Genomic DNA, 17707 nt, shown 5'->3' on the forward strand with positions numbered 1-17707 from the left:
CCTTCGAAAACCTATCAGGATCGGCTCGTCCGCTCTTCCTACAAACGGTATGAACTTGCTGATGGACGTGCGATTCATCCCGGTTTTCTGATATAAACGTGTCTTGGGGAAGGAGCGGAGATGCTGCGTTCTGTTCATCGGTTTTTTCGGGAAACTCCCGGTGTCGTTCTCGCCATCGTGGGGCTTGCGTGCGCGTTCATGGTGCTGGAGATCCAGCGCATGCCGGTGGCGCGTTACGTGAGCTTCTCCATGTTCGCCCCGCTGCCGTACATCGTGGAAGCGACGGTGATGCTGGCGATTGTCGCTTGGCAATGGGCGCGGCCCGCGTTGCGCCTGGGGGACAGCCGTGCGGTGCGGACGATCGTGGCGCTTTTGGTGCTGGCTTCCACGGGATTGCTTCTTTATGCGCCGCTGGAGGACGATGGCGTGACGCTCGGCGTGCTCATGACGTATCGAGCGAGCACCGGCATGCTCGTGGTGCTCTGGGGCGAACGGCTCGTTTCGCTGGGCGCCCGTCGCGCTGGGTTTGCGGTCGCGCTTTCCTGCATGCTGTCGGGCGCAGCGACTTCGGGTTTGGCGTTTTTCTCAAGTGGGGTGGCTCGTGCGTTGCTGGGCATGTTGCCCTTGCTTGCCGGAGGGCTTTTTGTTGCGTATCGGCCTCGGGTTGTCGAAGAGGGGGCGAAAAGCGGTGCGGACGCGGATGGGTTGCGGCGATCGCTTCCGCGGTTTGCATGTTCGTCAACGAAAGACCGCGCAGTCGCTGTCGGCCTGGTGACTCTGCCTTTGGTGTGCCGCGGGCCCATGGTGATGTCCCAGTCGTCGTGGATGGGGTTGCAAGGGGATGCCGCCATGTCCTCTCTCATCCAGGCTTCCATAGGGTGCGGGATCGTTTTGGCGGGGTTGATCGCGTTGTTGGTGGTCAGACACGTGTGGAGCCAGAGCTTTGTTTTGGTGTACGAGCTGTTCGTGCTTCCGGTGACGTTCGTGTCGTTCTACACAGCGCAAACTTCGGACGACCTGTGGTTTCTGCACATGCTCATCGTGGATTCCACGTACAAGGTCACCCTGTTCTACATCATGATGACTCCGTTTCTGTTTCCCGAAAGGCCTCGCGGGAGCAGCGCCTCGGTGTATCTCCTCGCCTCCTTTGCGTTCATGATTGCGATGCGGGCTTTGTTCGTTGGCCTTGAGGGGGCTCTTCAGAAATCTGCGTATGCGGCCCTGACTGCTGTTGTGGTACTTGCGTCGTTTGTTGGCGGGGGTCTTTTGTCCTTCATGATTCTGCAGCGGCAGTCGGGACGACGCGAGGCCGTGCGCGCTGCGGCGGCCGAGGCGATGCGGGCCAGCCTCGAAAAGCGCTGCAAAACAGTGGCCGACCGATTCGACTGCACGCCTCGCGAGCGGGAGATTCTCGTTCTGCTCGCGCAAAACTATCGTGCGCCCTACATAGCCGAAAAGCTGGTCGTGAGCCAATCGACGGTGAAGACGCACATGCGCAACCTCTACGGCAAGCTCGGCGTGCACTCGCAAGCCGAGCTGCTTTTGCGGTTGGAAGAAGAGGCCGAGAACATCACGGCAGATTAAGGATTCACATGCGCTTGACGGCTCCTCCTTGCGCTGCGCGAGCGTCGTGCGTCGGAGCGGCTAGCGGCGGCGGGCGAAGGTTTCGAGCACGAGCTGGGCGCGGGTGCCGATGGGGGTTCGGTTCTCGGCGAGGAAGCGGGGGACGTCCTCGATGGCCAGAAGGAACGGCTCGATGAACTCGTTGGGTTCGGGCTGCGCGGTGGACACCCGTTCCACCTGGGCGAATACGACATGCACCGTTTCGTCGGTGAGGCCGGTGGACGAGTAGCCCGCCTGCGGCAGCGGTTCAAGCGCTGGTGCGTTCGCGCAGTCGGCTTCCGCGCGCAGGGCGTAGCCCGTCTCCTCGCGCAGCTCGCGATCGACGCAAGCGGCCAAGCTTTCGCCCGGTTCTTTGAGCCCGGCGGGAAACGCGATGCACCAGCTGTTGAGAGGGTACCGAAACTCGCGAATGAGCAGCAGGTTTCCGTCAGGCGTCTGCGGCACGATGCAGACGGCGTCCGCGATGGGCCGCTCTCCGCGCGCGTTTCCTTCGAGTTCGGCACGGTAGGCGTCGATGCTCTTGCGCGAGGCGCTTTCGTACTCGTATGTCGAACCGTCGGGCATGGCGTAGGCGAGGACGTACTTCTTGATCCATCCGTCGGACACCTGGCGAATGCCGACGAGCCGGGGAATGGCGGTTTCTGACGTGTTGGATGTGCGAGGCATGTTGGCTCCTGTTCTCAAGCGGGGGGCGGTGCGGCGTTGAGGGCGGGCGGGGACGGATGCCGTCCTATCGGAAATCGAGCACGTCGCCGACGTTCGCGGCGATGCAGAGATCGGCGTGGCGGTCGCGCGGCGTGGGCGTGCGGTTGACGATGACGAGGCGGCTTCCTTGGAAGACATCGATGAGCCCGGCGGCCGGGTAGACCGAAAGCGACGTCCCCGCGATCACGAGCAGATCGGCCTGCGCGATTGCGGTTATCGCCTCGTGAAGCGTGCGCTCGTCGAGGGGTTCTTCGTACAGCACGACTGCGGGCTTCACGATGCGCCCGCATGCGGGGCAACGCGGCACGCCGTCGGGGTTCGCGGCGCGCAGGTCGAGCAGCCGTTCGACCGAGTAGGGAGCGCCGCAGCCCATGCAGGCGTTGCGCAGCACGCTGCCGTGCAGTTCAAGCACGTTTCGACTGCCGGCTTTTTGGTGGAGCCCGTCGATGTTCTGGGTGATCACGGCGCGCAGCGTGCCGTCGTGTTCGAGTTCGGCGAGTGCGCGGTGCGCGCGGTTCGGCTCGGCATCGAGCGCGAGCATGCGTTCGCAGTAGAAGTCGAAGAACTCGCTAGGGTGCGCGTCGAAGAAGCTGCGGCTGACCATCTGTTCGGGCGGGTACCGATGCTTTTGCGCGTAGAGGCCGTCCGGGCTGCGGAAGTCGGGGATGCCGCTTTCGGTGGACACGCCCGCGCCGCCGAAGAACACCATGCCGCCGGGAGGGGTGTCGGCTATCCATGCGCGAAGCGTTTCCGCTGCGCGTCTCGTCGCATCGTCCATGCTCCTCCTTTCGCGTTCGGCTCGTCTGCGCCATCATACAGCAGGAACAGATGTTTCACGTGAAACATCCGACGAGGGGCGTGCGCGCACATGCGAGCGATTGGTGGGACGGGCATTCGCGCCGCAGGGCGCATGCGCGAAGGCGCGCGATGGCGGTGGGCGTGGCAACGACGGTGAGTGCGGCACGCTCAGGCGGGGATGGCAAGCGGCACGCTGGGCGCGCCGCGCGCGGGCGGGTGACGAAAGGCGCGGGTGCGACGTGCCCGCACGGGCGACGGGCGTGCGAACCCTCTTGAGTGGGCTGCTTGAGGTGTGACGTGCTTGGACGGCAGAGTGGAAGGGGCCCCATGGCGCACCGGGATGTTTGCACCGGACGAAGAGGAAAGGAATGCGGCGCGCAGCCTTGCAGGTGTGCGATGGCAGGCGGCCACGCGGTTCGTCTTGCGCGGCGCTTGGCAGCCGCATTTCGGAAGCGCGGCCGGTGCGCGATAGGCGTGCGATCGACGTGCGACCAGCGTGCGACGACGTGTTGCCAGCGCGACGGCGGCGTGCGGATGGACACGGGTGCGAGGAGGACCCGAAAGGCCACGCCGCAGCGCGGGGGAGGGGATGCGCTGCGGCGTGCAGAGGAGGGGTGGTTAACAGGGAAGGCGCATCGCGCCTCTGAGGGCTAGCCCTCGATGGCGATGGTCTTCTTCTCTTCGAGCTTGGGCTGCTCCTGCTTCTTCGGAACGGCGATCTTCAGCACGCCGTCCTCGAACTTCGCGCGGATGTCGTCCTCTTCGATGTCGTCGCCCACGTAGAACGTGCGGCTGCACTTGCCGCTGAAACGCTCCTTGCGGACGTACGTGCCCTTCTCGTCCTTGTCCTCGCTTTCGCTTTGCGTCTGCGCGGCGATGGTGAGGTAGCCGTCCTTGAGTTCGGCTTGGACGTCGTCTTTCTTGAAGCCCGGCAGGTCGATAGTCAGCTCGAATCCGGCATCGGTTTCCTTGATGTCGGTGCGCATGAGCGAGGGCGACATCTTCTGCATCGCCTGCACGGGCGCGGTGGCGGCATCGAAGAACGCGTCGAACGGGTCGGACATAAGCTCGCTCAGCAGGTTGCGGTTCCTCCGCATGGGCATCAACATGGCCATACCAATCATCTCCTCAACGTGTGCGGGACATATAAAATCTAAGTCCCAATCTGTGCGGTTTTCTGTACGCTTTCATTATAAATCGTTTGATTAGCACTGTCAAGCTGAGAGTGCCAACGTTACGGTTTCGTCAACTTCGGCGTACGTTTTGCGTGCGGCCGATGATACGCTGGCGACGCGGCGATCCGCCTCCAGCTCGTCGTCGGCTGCGAAAGCGAAACATTCCCGGCACGCGCGCGTCATGCGGGCTGCGCGCGTCGAGGAGGGCTCGGAGGGGTCGGGTTGCGTTTCGGAATCGATTTCCACGACGGGCCGCGCATTCGTTTTCGCGCGAGCGTCGATGTTGCGAAGACGGTCTTTGCCCAAGGCGTGTCACAGTGCGTGGCGTGGGTATTCGATGCAAGGCTGGCTTTTGCGCAGGTGGAACACGGGAGAGACGGGGGCGGCAAGCGACGCTTGGCGGTGCCGACGCCAGAGGCAGGACGGCAGCGCGGCGAACGGCAAGGCGGCACGGAAGCGGGTGGCGAACTACGGGCTTTCAGGGTGCGGGACGGCTTGCGATGGGCGCCTGGATGGTGGCGCGGCTTGCGGAAGTCGGCATTCGGCAAGGTGGTCGCGGCTTTGCGTCTTGCGACGGCGTGGCAGGTAGGATGCGACAGGCGCGTCATGCGCTCTGCGCGGCCCCTTCGCATCGTGGGGCGTCTCAACTGCGGCCTCTTTCCTTGCGTGATGCCCTATACTGAACGCGAGGAAAAGCGAACGCGGGCGAAAGGGCGCACCATGACCACCATCGGCCTTATCTCGGACACGCATGGACGGCTGCCGGACGAGGCGCTTGCGGCTATGGCCGACGTCGATCACATTATTCACGCGGGCGACATCGGTGGCCCCGAGATCCTTCACGAGCTTGAGGCGTTGGCACCGACGACGGCGGTGCTGGGCAACAACGACTTCGACGAGTACGGCGCGCGGGTGGGGCGGTTCGCGCATCCCGTCATCGACGGCGTGCGCTTCCTCGTGGCGCACTATCCGCGCGACGTGCGGATCGGTTTCAACGGTTGCGCGGGGCTTGCGGCGGGCGATCCCATTCCGCAGGTGTGCGTCCACGGGCACACGCACGTTCCCGAGTTGCTGACCGGCGCGGAGGCGCGTCCGGCATCGTTCTTCCTCTGCCCCGGCGCGCCATTTCGCCCGCGCGGTGGGTTTCCGAAGTGCACGGGCCGCATGGAGGTGGAGGGCGGGCGCGTGCTGGGCGTGCGCATCGCGTCGTTCGACGGCCAAACGGTGTTCGCGGTGGGCTGCTTCGACGAATCTGCGCCCGCACGCTAGGCACAGAGAGAGGGAGGGCGCTCGCGAAGGCCGCAAAAGCAAATAGCAGTCAAATGAAAATCAAGTGAGACGGCGTGGGCGACTGCCATTGTTTTCCCAGTTCATCTGGGTGTCGGATGCGCAGCCTTCCCAAGGAGCCCCCGAAAAGGCGCCCGCAAAGGCCCCGAAAAGCAAATAGCGGTCAAATGAAACACGCGAGCCCTCTGCCATCCCGCTGCGTCGACAACGGGGTGGCGACGAGGGCGCTCGCTTTCCCTTCGGCTAAGCCCAATCGGGCAAGTACTCCCTGTATCGGGGGGAGGTGTCGGGATTGACCGGTTTGATGAGGTGCGCTTCGATTGCTTCTTTGATGAGGCGGGATATCTGGGCTGCGTTGGAGCTTTTCACATCGAAGCGCTCGCGAAGGCTTTGGTTCGTGACGTGCGACCCTTGCGCATAGCAGATGCAAGCGTGCCAATAGCATGCGTCGAGTCGTTCTTGGGGGGTGAGGTGCTTGAACGGCGTGGTCTGGCGCAGTGTCACCCGCATGCTTCGCTCCTGCTGGATCTCTATGGCGGGCGCGGGCATGTGAAAATGCTCGCATGCGGCTATGATCTTGTCCCAGCCGCTGCCGGCCTCTTCGCAAAAACCAAGGCGTCGAAGGAGGGAGGCCGTCCTTTCGTTTCGCGAGCGCGGTGGATCGTTGACGATGCGGTCCACGTCGACAAGCGGGCTGCCGGGGTTGGTGATCTCGATGCGGTTGTCGAACAGCTCGACGATCGGCCCGGTTCCGGTCATGTTGAAGTCCTGGTGCGTGAGCGCGTTTGCCACGAGCTCGCGGATGGCGATGCTTGGATACGCCCCTCTGGTCACCCTCGTTGCGCCTTGGATCACATCGCGCGACGGGATGATCGCGTCGATGTAATCGATTGCCGAGTCCAGGGTGAGGGCGTATCCTTGCGAGAACTCTCGCTCGCGCAGGGCTCCGATGCGTCCGTTTCCATCGTATTGGAGCACGCGCAGTTTCTTGCGACGGACGGTGGGAATCTTCGAGAGGTCGCGGGCGAACAGGAGGGCTCCAAGGTTCGTGATGGAGATCAGCCCGTTGTCTTGGGCTGCGGCCATGCCCTCTTCAAGGAAGAAATGGGCTACGGTCTCAGGCGATTGGGGCCGGGGCGCGTCGAGCAGGTCGAAGTAGGCATTGCAGTCGAGGATGTCTGCAAGCTCGGTGGGCGCCACATCTTCAAGGGCCACTTGGTCTTCGAAAACTTCCTTTTGGATTTTCTTCCAGAGCTCCGTTTCCCGGCTTGAGCCAGTCTCGAGTTTTTGGGTGCTGCTTCCTGTGCGGATGTAAACGATATTGTCGTACTTGACGGGCTGGTTGAAAGCTGGCCATATCTTGAGGACGACAAGAGGTAAGCCGTTGCGAACGATTTCGTGAAATTCGAAATAGCAGTTGCTGCTTACATGCTGTCGAAGCCACAATTCGAGTTCTTGATTGCCTTTCTTTTTCGTTTTGGGATTGAAGTTCGTGCCGACTATCTTGTGAGAGGAGTCTTCGATTCCCCATATCTTGTAAGCGGCAGGCGCATCGTGAAACGCTGCGGAGTTGGCGAGTGCGCAGATGTCCTTCGCCTCTTCTTCTGCTTGGGAGAAGTTGTGCTTGAATTCGACGTATTCGGTTTCGGCGGGAAGGGAAACAAGGTTGTCTATCAGCAGATCGAGGTTTTGCACGACCTTCTCCTTCGCTTTGTCCTGCATCAGAGCGGCATTGTAGCGAAAAAGCAAGTGAAAAGCAAATAACAGTCAAATGAAAATCAAGTGAAAGGGCGTGGGCGGTTGCCGTTGTTTTCCCAGTTCATCTGGGTGTCGGATGCGCAGCCTTCCCAAGGAGCCCCCGAAAAGGCGCCCGCAGAGGCCCCGAAAAGCAAATAGCGGTCAAATGAAACGCGCGAGCCCTCTGCCATCCCGCTGCGTTGACAATGGGATGGCGGCGAGGGCTTGATTGGCGGATGGCGCATCGGCGACGTGATCGGAGCGCTCAATGTGGGCTGCGGTCGCTACTGCATTCGCGCCGTTCGAATCGTCGGTTGTGCTGCGGGCATAGCGTCGATATCGCGGCGCGCCTTGTTTTTGCCAGGGCGAACACCGTGCTTGTTGAGGCGCTCGCCGTGGTTCCTGCCGCATTTCCATTCTTGTCGCCAAAGGGGGGTCCAGGAGGGTTTTATCTGGGGTGATGCGCAACATACTCCAAGATGGGTGACGGTTTTCCTGCCGAAAACGGGGGTTTCCGCACTATTGGGGGATGGATGAAAAGCCTGCGGGGCTTAGCATCGGGGGCGTTGCCGCCCTTGCCGGAGCGAGCGTCGTCTTCTGCTCCCTCCCTCCTTGAAGGCTTTTCCTCTCCAGGAGTTCGCTTCGGCAGGGGCGGCAATGGGAAGACGGCTGGCCGTGAGGCCTCGAAAGGAAGGGGACGAATATGGGATCCTTTGAGATGAATCGACGCGCGTTTCTTGGGCTTGGGGCCACGGCGGCGGTGGCCGCGGGCATGGGGCTGGCAGGCTGCTCGCCCAGAGCCGCGAGCGAAGAGGCGGCGTCGGGCGCTGCGGTCGAAGCGGTCGAGCTTCCCGTGGGCGCGCCGAAGGGGACGCCTACAACAGCCGCCTGGTGCGCTGTGCCTGAAGCCATAGCCGATATCTCCGAGGAGAAGTCGTTCGATGTGGTGGTGGTCGGTGCCGGCATCGCGGGTTTGTCCGCTGCGGCGACGGCTGCTGAGCTGGGCGCATCGGTGGCCGTGATCGAAACGCTCAGCACGTACCAGACGCGCGGCCAGGATATCGGCACGGTCAACTCGTCGTTCCAGAAAGCGAACGGCTTGGAGGCCAGCGAAGAGGATATCAACCAGATGTGCCTTGCATTGCAGCGCTACGCAGGCAACCGCACCGATCAGCGAATCTACCGCGTGTGGGGTCAGCGCTCCGGTGCCGATTTCGACTGGTGGTACAACACCATGCTCGAGCCGAAGGGCTACGGCATCGAAATCCCGCGCTGGCCGATGGAAGTGGAGTACGATCCGGTGGACGGCGAGTGGTTCCCGCAGTTCTGCAACCAACAGGAGTTCACCGCGCCCGAAGGCGAAGAGGCGGGGATGAACGGCGGCTTCCCCGGCGCTATCGGCGAGCTTGAAGCGTATGCGAAAGATCATGGAGCGGAGTTCTTCTACGAGCATCGCGGTCGGCAGCTTGTGCGCGGTGGGCAACCGAACGGAACCGAAGGGCGCGTGACGGGCGTGATCGCAGAGACGTCGGATGGGTCGCATATCCAATTCAACGCGACGAAGGGCGTGATTTTGGCCACGGGCGATTACGGCCACAACGTTGATATGATGCAGGCATGGTGCCCGTCGCAGTTGGAGCTGTCGCAAGAGAACAACGTCTATCCGAGCACGGGCAACGTGGGCGATGGCCATCTCATGGGCTTGTGGGTGGGCGGTATGATGCAGGCCATTCCGCACGCCTACATGGCGCACGGCACTCCTGGCATGCTTGGCTCCGATCCGTTCCTCATCGTCGACATGAACGGTCGGCGCTTCACGAACGAGGACATTCCCGGCCAGTCGTTTTCCGATTTGGCCGAGGAGCAGCCTGGCGTTGTGTTTTGGCAGATAGCCGATGCGAAGTACCCTGAGCAGATGAAATGGTCCTCGCCGACGCATGGCGCGCAAATGAGCTTCACCGGCGACATCGATGCTTGGAATGCCGCTATGGAGACGGGCGATAAGGACGCTATCGAATCCATGCTGACCGAGCAAGGGGTGAACCTCCAGCACGCTTGGACGGTCGAGGAGTTGGCCGAGGGCATCCACGTGGACGCGGCCACGCTGCAGGAGACGCTTGACCGCTACAACGGATTCTGCCACGACGGCTACGATGCCGATTTCGGCAAGCAGGCCAAACGTCTGTGGCCGGTGGAGAACCCGCCGTACTTCTACAGCACGAGCGGTCAATGGGCGTTCATGCTCACGATGGGCGGCCTCAAGGGCACCGAGAAGGCCGAGGCCATCGACCAATGGGGAAACCCCATTCCCGGTTTGTGGATGGCGGGCAACGTGCAGGGCATGCGTTTCGCCATCGACTACCCCACCATCGTGTGCGGCCTTTCGCATTCGCTGTGCCTGACGTTTGGACGCGTGGCGGCCGAGCAAGCGGTTGCGGCCGATCCGGACGTTACGGAGCACGAATCGGTGTACCGGGAGTGGAAGGAAGCGAACCCGGATGCCGACGCCGCTGGTGGTGCGGCGGGTGCAGGTGGAGCGCCGGCGGGTGGCGGCGCTCCTGCAGGAGGGGAAGCTGCAGGTGGCACCCCGGCAGATGGTGAGGCTCCCGTTGCGGGCGGCTCGACGGAATAGAAACTTCGGCGTTATTTGCCTGATGGGACGCAGGGCCTGGCCGCATGGCTGGGCCCTGCGCTGCGATGGGGGAGGGATGGGCATGTGGGTTGTCACGCGCATGATGCTCTTCTGCTATACTCTCGGCCAAGAAGGCCGAAAGAGGTTCGGGCGGGTTTACGCCCGATCGGGCTTTATGCGGAGGGGCTTGATGGACGCGGTGAAGATGATAGGGGATCAGCGGTTTCTGCGTGCGGCGGCGGGGTTGGCTGCGTGCCTTGTGTTGTTCGGCGAGGGGTCAAGCATCAGCAGTCGGGCGGGCATTGAGACATTCGCAGTGATGACCGGAACGAATCCGCTTTCCGGCGGCATCACCATCATGGCGGCTTTCTTTGCGGTGGCTGTGTTCTCCCAAGCGGCGGGGAGGCTGCTGGCCACGAAGTCGTTCCTCGTAGGGGACGGTGTTGCGAATGCAGCGGGGGCGGTTCTGGTGCTTTCGGGGGCGATCGGGATTCCCGGTTCGGAGGTGCTTGCTCCTGCGGGCGGTCTGGCAATCGGGTTCAGCTCGACGCTTTTGCTCGTGCGTTGGGCCGATGTGCTCGTGCCGCGAGGCGCACGGGAGTCCTCTTTGTGCTTGGCATGCGCCATGCTCATGGTGGTGGCGTACGACGTGCTGGCAAAGGCGCTTGTTGACATCGCGTTCGCGGTGTCGGTGGTGGTGCTGTGCGCGTTTTCTCCCTGGCTGCTGGCACTGGCGGCGAGCGAGGGGCGCGGCGAGGAGGAGGCGCGCGCGATCGCGGAGTATCGCGGCGTCGTGCCCGTGTGGTTGTCGTTCGCGACGGTGGCGCTGTACGCCGTGGCTATGGGCGGCGTTCAAGTGGGCGGCGCGGGGCAGAACACGCTGTTCGAGGGCATCGCCGAGCTGTTGGCGTCTGCGGGCATCGCCATCGATGCGGGTATCGTGATAGCGGCGGTCGCTATCCTGCTTGGCGCGCGGTTCTTGCACGGGAATAATATGAGTTTCTTTCGCTTGACCATCCTTGCCTTGCTCTCCGTCGCGCTGTATCTGTCGGCGGCGCTTGCGGCGAATTGGGGTGTGGTCAACCTTGTCATCATGACCGTTGCCCGCATGCTTATTTTCGCTTACGTCTGGGCTTTGTTCTCGACGCCGGCGCGAACGATGTCGCCGATGCGGCTGTTCTCGGTCGGCTGGCTGCTGTTTTTGGTGCCTAATATGCTCATCACGCGCTTGGGGCTTGTCGTATCCGGTGGACAAGGCTCTTCGGCGGCTTTCGAGCTGGCGCTTGCGGTGGCGTTGCTGCTGTTGTTCGTGTTTGAGTTCACGCCGTTGCTCACTAGCCGTTACGCCAATGAGGATGGCGCGGAGAGTCCGGGTGCGGCCGCCGAGCCGAAAGACGCGTTCGCTGCGCGTATTGCGGCGCTCGTCGATCATGGAAGGCTTACGCCGCGCGAGCAGGATGTTCTTGTGGCTTTGGCGCGCGGTCGATCAGCCCAGTACATAGCCGACACGTTCGTGGTGAGCAAAGAGACGGCGCGCGCCCATATCCGTCATATTTATCAAAAGCTCGCCGTCCATTCCCGTGAGGAGCTCATGGATTTGGTCGAAGAGGGGATGCCGCGCCCCGATCAGCGCACGGCGGTCAACTCTCCGGTGTCGGAATCCATCACGTAGCCGCCGACGCGCACGTGCGGGGGCATGACGGGATGGTTGCGCACCATGTCGACGCTTCTGCGCACGGCCTCTTCGGTGTCGCCGAACCCGGCGAGCCAGCGGTCGAAGTCGATGCCGCAGTGGCGCGCGAACTCGATGCGCTCCTGCGACACGCCAAGACGCTCCATGTCGGTCACCATCGCCGCTCCGCTCATGTGCTGTGCGCCGCAGTTCGTGTGGGCAACGATCATGATGTCCTCCACGCCCAGCTCGCATATGGCGATCAAAAGCGAGCGCATCACGCTGCCGAACGGGTGTGCCACTTCGGCACCGGCCACTTTGATGATCTTCGCATCGCCGTTCTTCAGCCCGAGCGCCGCGGAGAGGAGTTCGGTGAGCCGGGTGTCCATGCACGACACGATGGCCAGTTTCTTGTCGGGATACTTGTCGGTTGCATAGCGCTCGTAGGCACGGCGCTCCACGAACGCGCGGTTGTGCGCGAGGATGCCGTCGATGGTGGGCGAGGCGCTTGCTTCGTCGATGGCGCCGCTGTTCGGATTCTGATCCATGGGGTACCTTCTTTCGCGTGAGGCATCATGATAGCGCACTTTGTTCGCGCCCGTTCATATGGTGCGCGGGGTACTTGCGTTTGCGCGATGATCGGAGAGGGGCGAGAGCTCTTCTGCGAGGCGGGAGTATGCTTTGCGCGCAGTTGATCAAGGTTGGGATGCATGAGAGGTCGGGGGCTCCAAGAGAGAGACGAGGAATTCCGGGGCGAATGATCGGAACAGGCTCGCCATTTGCTGCGGAGGCTCCACCATGCCTCCTTGCACCCATGTGCGCGTCATGTACTGCGCGCCGGCTACGAAGAAGTCGATTTCCAAAAGCTCTTGCTCGGTGAAAGATCGACCGGCATTCGCTGTTGCGTTCTCAAGAATGTGCTCCTTCACTGCGCGGCCGCCATGCTCGCATACGGAGTTGTATCCGACGCACCTGAAAGCGTGCACGAAGAAATCCTTGTTCTCCACCAGCAGATTGAACTTTTTGAGGTGCGCTTCGAACAGCCCCTGATCGATGCCCATCCGGTAGAGCGACTTGTTCATGAGGTGATCCCAATACCAGGTGGGAACGTCGAAGATGTCTTGGAAATACAGGTAGAACGTAGCACGTGAAACACCCAACCGCTCGCAAAGATGCGACACCTTCACCTTCTCGAGCGGGCATTCGTGCATGACTTCGGATAGTGCGCCGACAAACCGCAAGCGCGTTTCGATCTGCTTGTGCATGAGAGCCCCTTCCCTCTGGCCACATTGTAGGGCATTGAGCGCATCGTGGGGAGGGGGATGCGCTCGGCTCTCATCCGTGTCGATCGTGTCGAGCCTGGTCGAACTCGGACGAGCAGGTTTGACAAAATGCGGAGAGTGTCAATTGACATCCTTGCTTTCTCGACAGAGCGGATCGAGTGTCGATTGCGCAGCGATGTGCGCCGATCGTAGACTCGCGGATGGGGCAACATCGGTCCCGCAGTTTCGATCGAGGAGGTTTGAGATGAAGGGAACGGATCGGATTTCGAGGCGCGGCTTTTTAACGGGTGCGGCGGCCACTGGCGCGCTTGCGGCTATGGGTGCGCTTGCAGGATGCAGCCCGAAAGCGGCAGACGAGATGGCGCAAGAGGGCGGTGCGGAATCGACATCGTCAAGCGAGGGGACGAAAACCCCGTCGGTATTCGATAAGCCAGAGTCGGTAGCGGATCAGGTGAAGGAGACGAAGGACTACGATGTCGTGGTGGTGGGCGGCGGCAACTCAGGCGTGGTAGGCGCGTTGGAGTTGGCGCAGCTTGGTGCCAAGGTTCTGCTGATCGAGCAGTCCACGGCATGTACGAAATACGCGGGCGACATTGACGCGCTCGACAGCCAGATCCAGAAAGATTTGGGTATCGAGATCGACAAAGAGTGGGTCATCAAGGATCTCGTGCGGTACGGCCAGGGCAAAGTTGACGAGAACCTCATTCGCCAGTGGGCGTACAACGCCGGTGCCTTCATCGATTGGTATCAGGCGAACATGCAGAAGAAGGGCCTCGACGTCATGGTGGACACCGTGTGCAAGAAGTTCGAGCCCGAAGGCATCTGGTATTCGCCCGCGTCGGTTCACACGGCCTACCAACCTCCGCTCAAGGAGACGGCGAACTCCATGGGGTCGGAGATCGCGATTCCCGCCATGCTCGAACTGTTCGAGGAGGCGGGCGGCGAAGTGATGTACGAGACGACCGCGGTCGAGCTCGTTCAAGATGATTCGGGCAAGGTGACGGGCGTGATTGCGGAGCGCGATGGCGAATACGTGCAATTCAACACCGCGAAAGCTGTCATGCTGGCAACAGGAGGTTTCGGCGGGAACAAGGATATGATGGACGAACTGGGAGTCATGTCCCATAAATTCTGCTCGTGCCACATCGGCACAGAGAACGCCCACGGTGATGGGATCCGCATGGCGGTATGGGCGGGCGCCGACCTCGATTATGCATGTGAGGGAACGTGCAACATCTTCGACAGAGGGTGCATCACGGGAAACGACGAGAACGGGGACATCGGCCTCCAAGGGCAGGGCGGGGCTGACGCTCGGCTTTGGTGGCCGGGATCTCAGCCGTTTTTGCGTGTGAACGCGTTCGGCAAGCGCTTCTGCAACGAGGATGGGCCTTACGATATCGTGTTCAACCAGGCGTGCATGCAGCCGGGTCACTACTGGTGGCAGGTGTTCGACGCAAGCAGCTGGGAAGACGTCGTGGCGTTCGGCACCACCATCTGCTCTCGCGTGGTGGCGGAGGAGGGCGCGAAGAACTGCCTTCTGCTCGGCCAGTACTACCCGTGCACGAGTGCCGAGGAGTGGCAGAGCGTGTTCATCGATCCGAACGTCGAAAGCGGCATTCTGCTCAAAGCCGACACGATTGAGGAGCTTGTGGATATGATGGGCCTTCCGAAAGAGCAGACGCTGGCGACCATCGAACGTTACAACGAGCTTGCGGCGAAAGGGGTCGACGAGGACTTCCACAAGGCGTCATTCCGTTTGACCGCCATCGACGAAGGACCGTTCTACGCTTGCAAGCTGGCCGGTTGGCTGCTGTCCACCATGAGCGGCGTGCGCGTCGACTACACTTACACGCCGTTGACTTCCGAGGGCGATCGCATCGAGGGCTTGAAATGCGTGGGGCTGGACCACGGCGGTTTCTTCAATGGCATGTATGCGCAGTACTATGGCGGTTTGAACATGAGCCACAACGTGGTGTCGTCGTGGCTGGCGGCAATGGATATCATGGGGCAGGAATATCCGGTGCCCGTGACGAGCGCCGCCAACGCGTACAAAGCGTAGCGACTGGCAGAAGGCGCCGGCCTCGGGCAATGCCGAAGCCGTGGCCGATGCGGTCGCCGACATGACAGGCAGTGCGGTCGGCGCGGGCGCGATCGCGCGATGCGTTGCCGCCTAACGCCTTGCGTTCCGCACATCCTGATTGTCCGCGAATAAAGCGAGGCCGCCCCCATGCGGGAGCGGCCTCGTCGGTCGTTTTTCGACGTGTACGCTTAGAACTGCTTGAAGGAAGCCTTCGGGCAGAAGCAGATGGGGCACTTCTCGAAGTCGTCGCCCTTGTGGATGTAGCCGCAGACGGGGCACAGGTAGAACGCGTCGTCATCGGCGGCGTCGATGTCGTTGTAGGCGGCCAGGTAGCGCTCGGCGTGCACGGACTCGGCCAGCTTGGCGCGGGTGAACACCTGCACGGCCTTCACGTTGCCCTCCTCCTGAGCCTTCTTGATGAACGCCGGGTACATGTCGGACGTCTCGAAGATCTCGCCCTGGGCGCCCATGATGAGGTTGAGGTCGGTCTGCACGGCCTCGGCTTCCGGCGCGGCCGGCTTCTCGTAACCGGGCTCCATCTCGGACACGAGCTTGTACTCGAGGCCGATGTGGATCTGCTCGGCGGCCGAGGTGGCCTCGAACAGGCGGGCGATCTGGTCGTAGCCCTGCTCCTTGGCGGCCTTGGCGAACGCGGCGTACTTCGCGGACGCGCCCGTCTCGCCGGCGATGGCGGCCTTCAGGTTCTCAAGCGTCGTGCCGACTTCGCAGGTGCCGAAGCCGTTCATGTTGGTGCTGTTCTCGGCGGTGGGGATCTGGTCGCGAACCTTCATGGGTCTTGCTCCTTCTCGTCTGAATTCGATCTCCTCTTATTGAGAATGAATCTCAATAAGTATGATACGCGTCTCCGCATCGCCATGCAAGGGGGTAACCGATCCCCTCCCCGCGATTCGCACAATGTCCACACTCCGTCTTTCTCCCCGCTCGCCTATCGCGTGCCTACACGAGATTGCGCAAGGGGGCAAGAGCGAGGATAAAAGCTGTCCCTTTCGTCCATTCTCCTCGATAGCGTGTGCGCATGCGCATCGGAACGAGGCAAAATGATCTTGAAAAGACGTTCGTCAGTTCATTTTGCGATCGTCTTCCAAACATTGGGCGACGGCGTTGAACACCTCGAGGCGAGAGTGGGCATCTAGTTTCGTGTAGATATGCTGCGTGTGGGTCTTCACGGTTTCGGTTGACACGCATAGACTGTGCGCGATGAATGCGCGATTGTATCCTTTCACAAGGTAGATCAAGATTTCCGATTCCCGGGGCGTGAGGCCGAAACGGGAAGCGGCTTGCTTGCAGGCTCGCGTTATGGAGGCCTCGTTCGCCATGCTCTCTCTCGCTTTGGGGATGGAGCTCAAGCGGGCTAGCAGGACGATGGTCGCAAAAAGAAGCAGGTAGATCATCGCATTCGACGCTGGCGACACGGTGAATTCCTGTCCGAGGGTCAAACGCAGCCAGCCCCCTGCAAGCACTCCTACGATTTGTCCAATCTGGTTCGCCAGAAAGCCGCCGACGAACACGCGTGTGGAGTCGGCATGGTGGTGGGTGTAGACAACGCAGAACACCCATAACAGCCCATAGAAGTACATGAACCCGACAGTATGAAGCGCAAGAGCCGGCGAGGCGAACTCCCCCGTTTGCGGAACGGCGAGAGCCAGCACGATGAAAGCCACGGCGATGAACGCGATAGCTCGATAGAACAGAGCGAATGACTCTCCGTCATCGGGGATTTTCGAGAGGACGAGCATGGCTGATGCGCAGAGCGTGGCCGCTACGAACACCCAAGCGCTCTGGCTTGCTTGGCCGTCTACTTCGGTGAGATTGCGCAGAAGGCCGGCCGACATACCCAAGATGACCACCAACCCCATGAACACCGTCAAATGAGATGATCGGAATTTCGAGGAGGGTTTTCCCGCATTAAAGGGGCGTGCGCCTCTCTCGTCAACTCCGCTTGAGAGTCCGATCGCTCGCCAAAACGCATATGCCGCAGCGCACGGGATGGCCATCATGCAGACGAACGCGATCTGCGGAGGGACTAGGGAGATGAAGAGCGTGATGAAGGCGCTCATGACGAGGGAGAACGTGGTGAATTGCAGAACCACGCCCGAGTCGTAGCGGGAAATGAGCGTTCCCCAGTATGCCGTCATGATTCCGCTGCCAATGCCCGATGCGACTCCTCCAGCCCAAAAGAAACTCGCTTCGAACGTTGGCAGCGCATGGGTGAGCCCAATAAACGCTGCGCTTGCGGCCATCGAGCACGCGCTTATCGTCAAACCTGCCAAGGAAGCCTTGCGACGAAGGACCGGGATCAGGAAAAACAGGCTCAGCACAAGCGTGCATACCGCAAGAGAGACGAGCCAGAACGTGTGCTCGGCGAAATCAGCGCTTCTCGTCGTGAAGGGAACGTTGAACACGCCGCTCCAGCTCATGGCGAATACCCATCCGTTGAACAGGGAGAGCGAAGCTGCAAGGAAGCGATGGCTTGACAGCATGGATACGAATTGGGTAAAAGCCGTTTTTGCAGGTGGTGAGCTTGTGTTTTGATATCCCATATCCCCTCCTGGTTTGTAGCCAGTATAGTGAAGTCGAGGGCTTTTTCCATCTTGGACGGCGAGGTTGGTCGTTGCGGCATCGAGCCATTGATCCCTTGTCGCCGCTTGCTCTTTCGACGCACGTGCGCGCCGAGAGCGTCGATTATCTGGAGGG

The 17707-nt window shown here is 61.5% G+C and carries 13 protein-coding genes; 5 read left to right on the top strand and 8 right to left on the bottom strand.

Annotated elements, in window-relative coordinates:
- The first annotated feature begins 120 nt into the window (after window positions 1–120).
- Window positions 121–1584, top strand: a complete 1464-nt coding sequence (locus C2L80_RS03665; RefSeq protein WP_103262675.1) for a LuxR C-terminal-related transcriptional regulator — start codon at window positions 121–123, stop codon at window positions 1582–1584.
- A 60-nt stretch (window positions 1585–1644) separates the two neighbouring features.
- On the opposite strand, the gene C2L80_RS03670 is transcribed toward C2L80_RS03665, so the two are convergent.
- From C2L80_RS03670 to C2L80_RS03680, 3 genes are all read right to left on the bottom strand, one after another.
- On the bottom strand, window positions 1645–2289 hold the full coding sequence (locus C2L80_RS03670) for an NUDIX hydrolase (RefSeq protein ID WP_087193798.1): 645 nt from the start codon (window positions 2287–2289) through the stop codon (window positions 1645–1647).
- 64 nt (window positions 2290–2353) lie between these two features.
- Complete coding sequence (locus C2L80_RS03675; protein WP_087193799.1) at window positions 2354–3106, bottom strand: NAD-dependent protein deacylase; 753 nt, start codon at window positions 3104–3106, stop codon at window positions 2354–2356.
- Between the two features lie 670 nt (window positions 3107–3776).
- Window positions 3777–4241, bottom strand: coding sequence for an Hsp20/alpha crystallin family protein (locus C2L80_RS03680; protein ID WP_087193800.1), 465 nt, complete (start codon window positions 4239–4241; stop codon window positions 3777–3779).
- A gap of 780 nt (window positions 4242–5021) precedes the next feature.
- Here C2L80_RS03680 and C2L80_RS03690 point away from each other — a divergent pair.
- Window positions 5022–5570 (top strand): metallophosphoesterase family protein, encoded by a 549-nt coding sequence (locus C2L80_RS03690; protein WP_087193857.1) that lies wholly within the window; start codon window positions 5022–5024, stop codon window positions 5568–5570.
- 261 nt (window positions 5571–5831) lie between these two features.
- Here C2L80_RS03690 and C2L80_RS03695 read toward each other — a convergent pair whose 3' ends face one another.
- A complete protein-coding gene (locus C2L80_RS03695; RefSeq protein ID WP_162610926.1) occupies window positions 5832–7283 on the bottom strand; it encodes an ATP-binding protein in 1452 nt (483 codons plus the stop codon).
- Between the two features lie 745 nt (window positions 7284–8028).
- On the opposite strand from C2L80_RS03695, the gene C2L80_RS03700 reads away from it, so the two are divergent.
- Both C2L80_RS03700 and C2L80_RS03705 read left to right on the top strand, forming a co-directional pair.
- Window positions 8029–9957, top strand: a complete 1929-nt coding sequence (locus tag C2L80_RS03700) for an FAD-dependent oxidoreductase (protein ID WP_087193803.1) — start codon at window positions 8029–8031, stop codon at window positions 9955–9957.
- A 190-nt stretch (window positions 9958–10147) separates the two neighbouring features.
- Window positions 10148–11629, top strand: coding sequence for a response regulator transcription factor (locus C2L80_RS03705; RefSeq protein WP_103262677.1), 1482 nt, complete (start codon window positions 10148–10150; stop codon window positions 11627–11629).
- On the opposite strand, the gene C2L80_RS03710 is transcribed toward C2L80_RS03705, so the two are convergent.
- Window positions 11584–12177, bottom strand: a complete 594-nt coding sequence (locus tag C2L80_RS03710; RefSeq protein WP_087193805.1) for a beta-class carbonic anhydrase — start codon at window positions 12175–12177, stop codon at window positions 11584–11586. The genes C2L80_RS03705 and C2L80_RS03710 overlap by 46 nt on opposite strands.
- Before the next feature lie 147 nt (window positions 12178–12324).
- Entirely contained in the window at window positions 12325–12894 is a 570-nt protein-coding gene (locus C2L80_RS03715) for a TetR/AcrR family transcriptional regulator (RefSeq protein ID WP_129589884.1), read from the bottom strand.
- 262 nt (window positions 12895–13156) lie between these two features.
- Here C2L80_RS03715 and C2L80_RS03720 point away from each other — a divergent pair, with 262 nt between their 5' ends.
- On the top strand, window positions 13157–14971 hold the full coding sequence (locus tag C2L80_RS03720; RefSeq protein WP_162610933.1) for an FAD-dependent oxidoreductase: 1815 nt from the start codon (window positions 13157–13159) through the stop codon (window positions 14969–14971).
- 209 nt (window positions 14972–15180) lie between these two features.
- On the opposite strand, the gene ngr is transcribed toward C2L80_RS03720, so the two are convergent.
- Both ngr and C2L80_RS03730 read right to left on the bottom strand, forming a co-directional pair.
- A complete protein-coding gene (gene ngr / locus C2L80_RS03725; protein WP_087193808.1) occupies window positions 15181–15783 on the bottom strand; it encodes a nigerythrin in 603 nt (200 codons plus the stop codon).
- A 288-nt stretch (window positions 15784–16071) separates the two neighbouring features.
- Window positions 16072–17553: a helix-turn-helix transcriptional regulator gene (locus tag C2L80_RS03730; protein WP_087193809.1), complete on the bottom strand. Its 1482-nt coding sequence runs from the start codon at window positions 17551–17553 to the stop codon at window positions 16072–16074.
- Window positions 17554–17707 lie beyond the last annotated feature (154 nt).

The organism is Rubneribacter badeniensis (assembly GCF_002899695.1).
GTDB lineage: Bacteria > Actinomycetota > Coriobacteriia > Coriobacteriales > Eggerthellaceae > Rubneribacter > Rubneribacter badeniensis.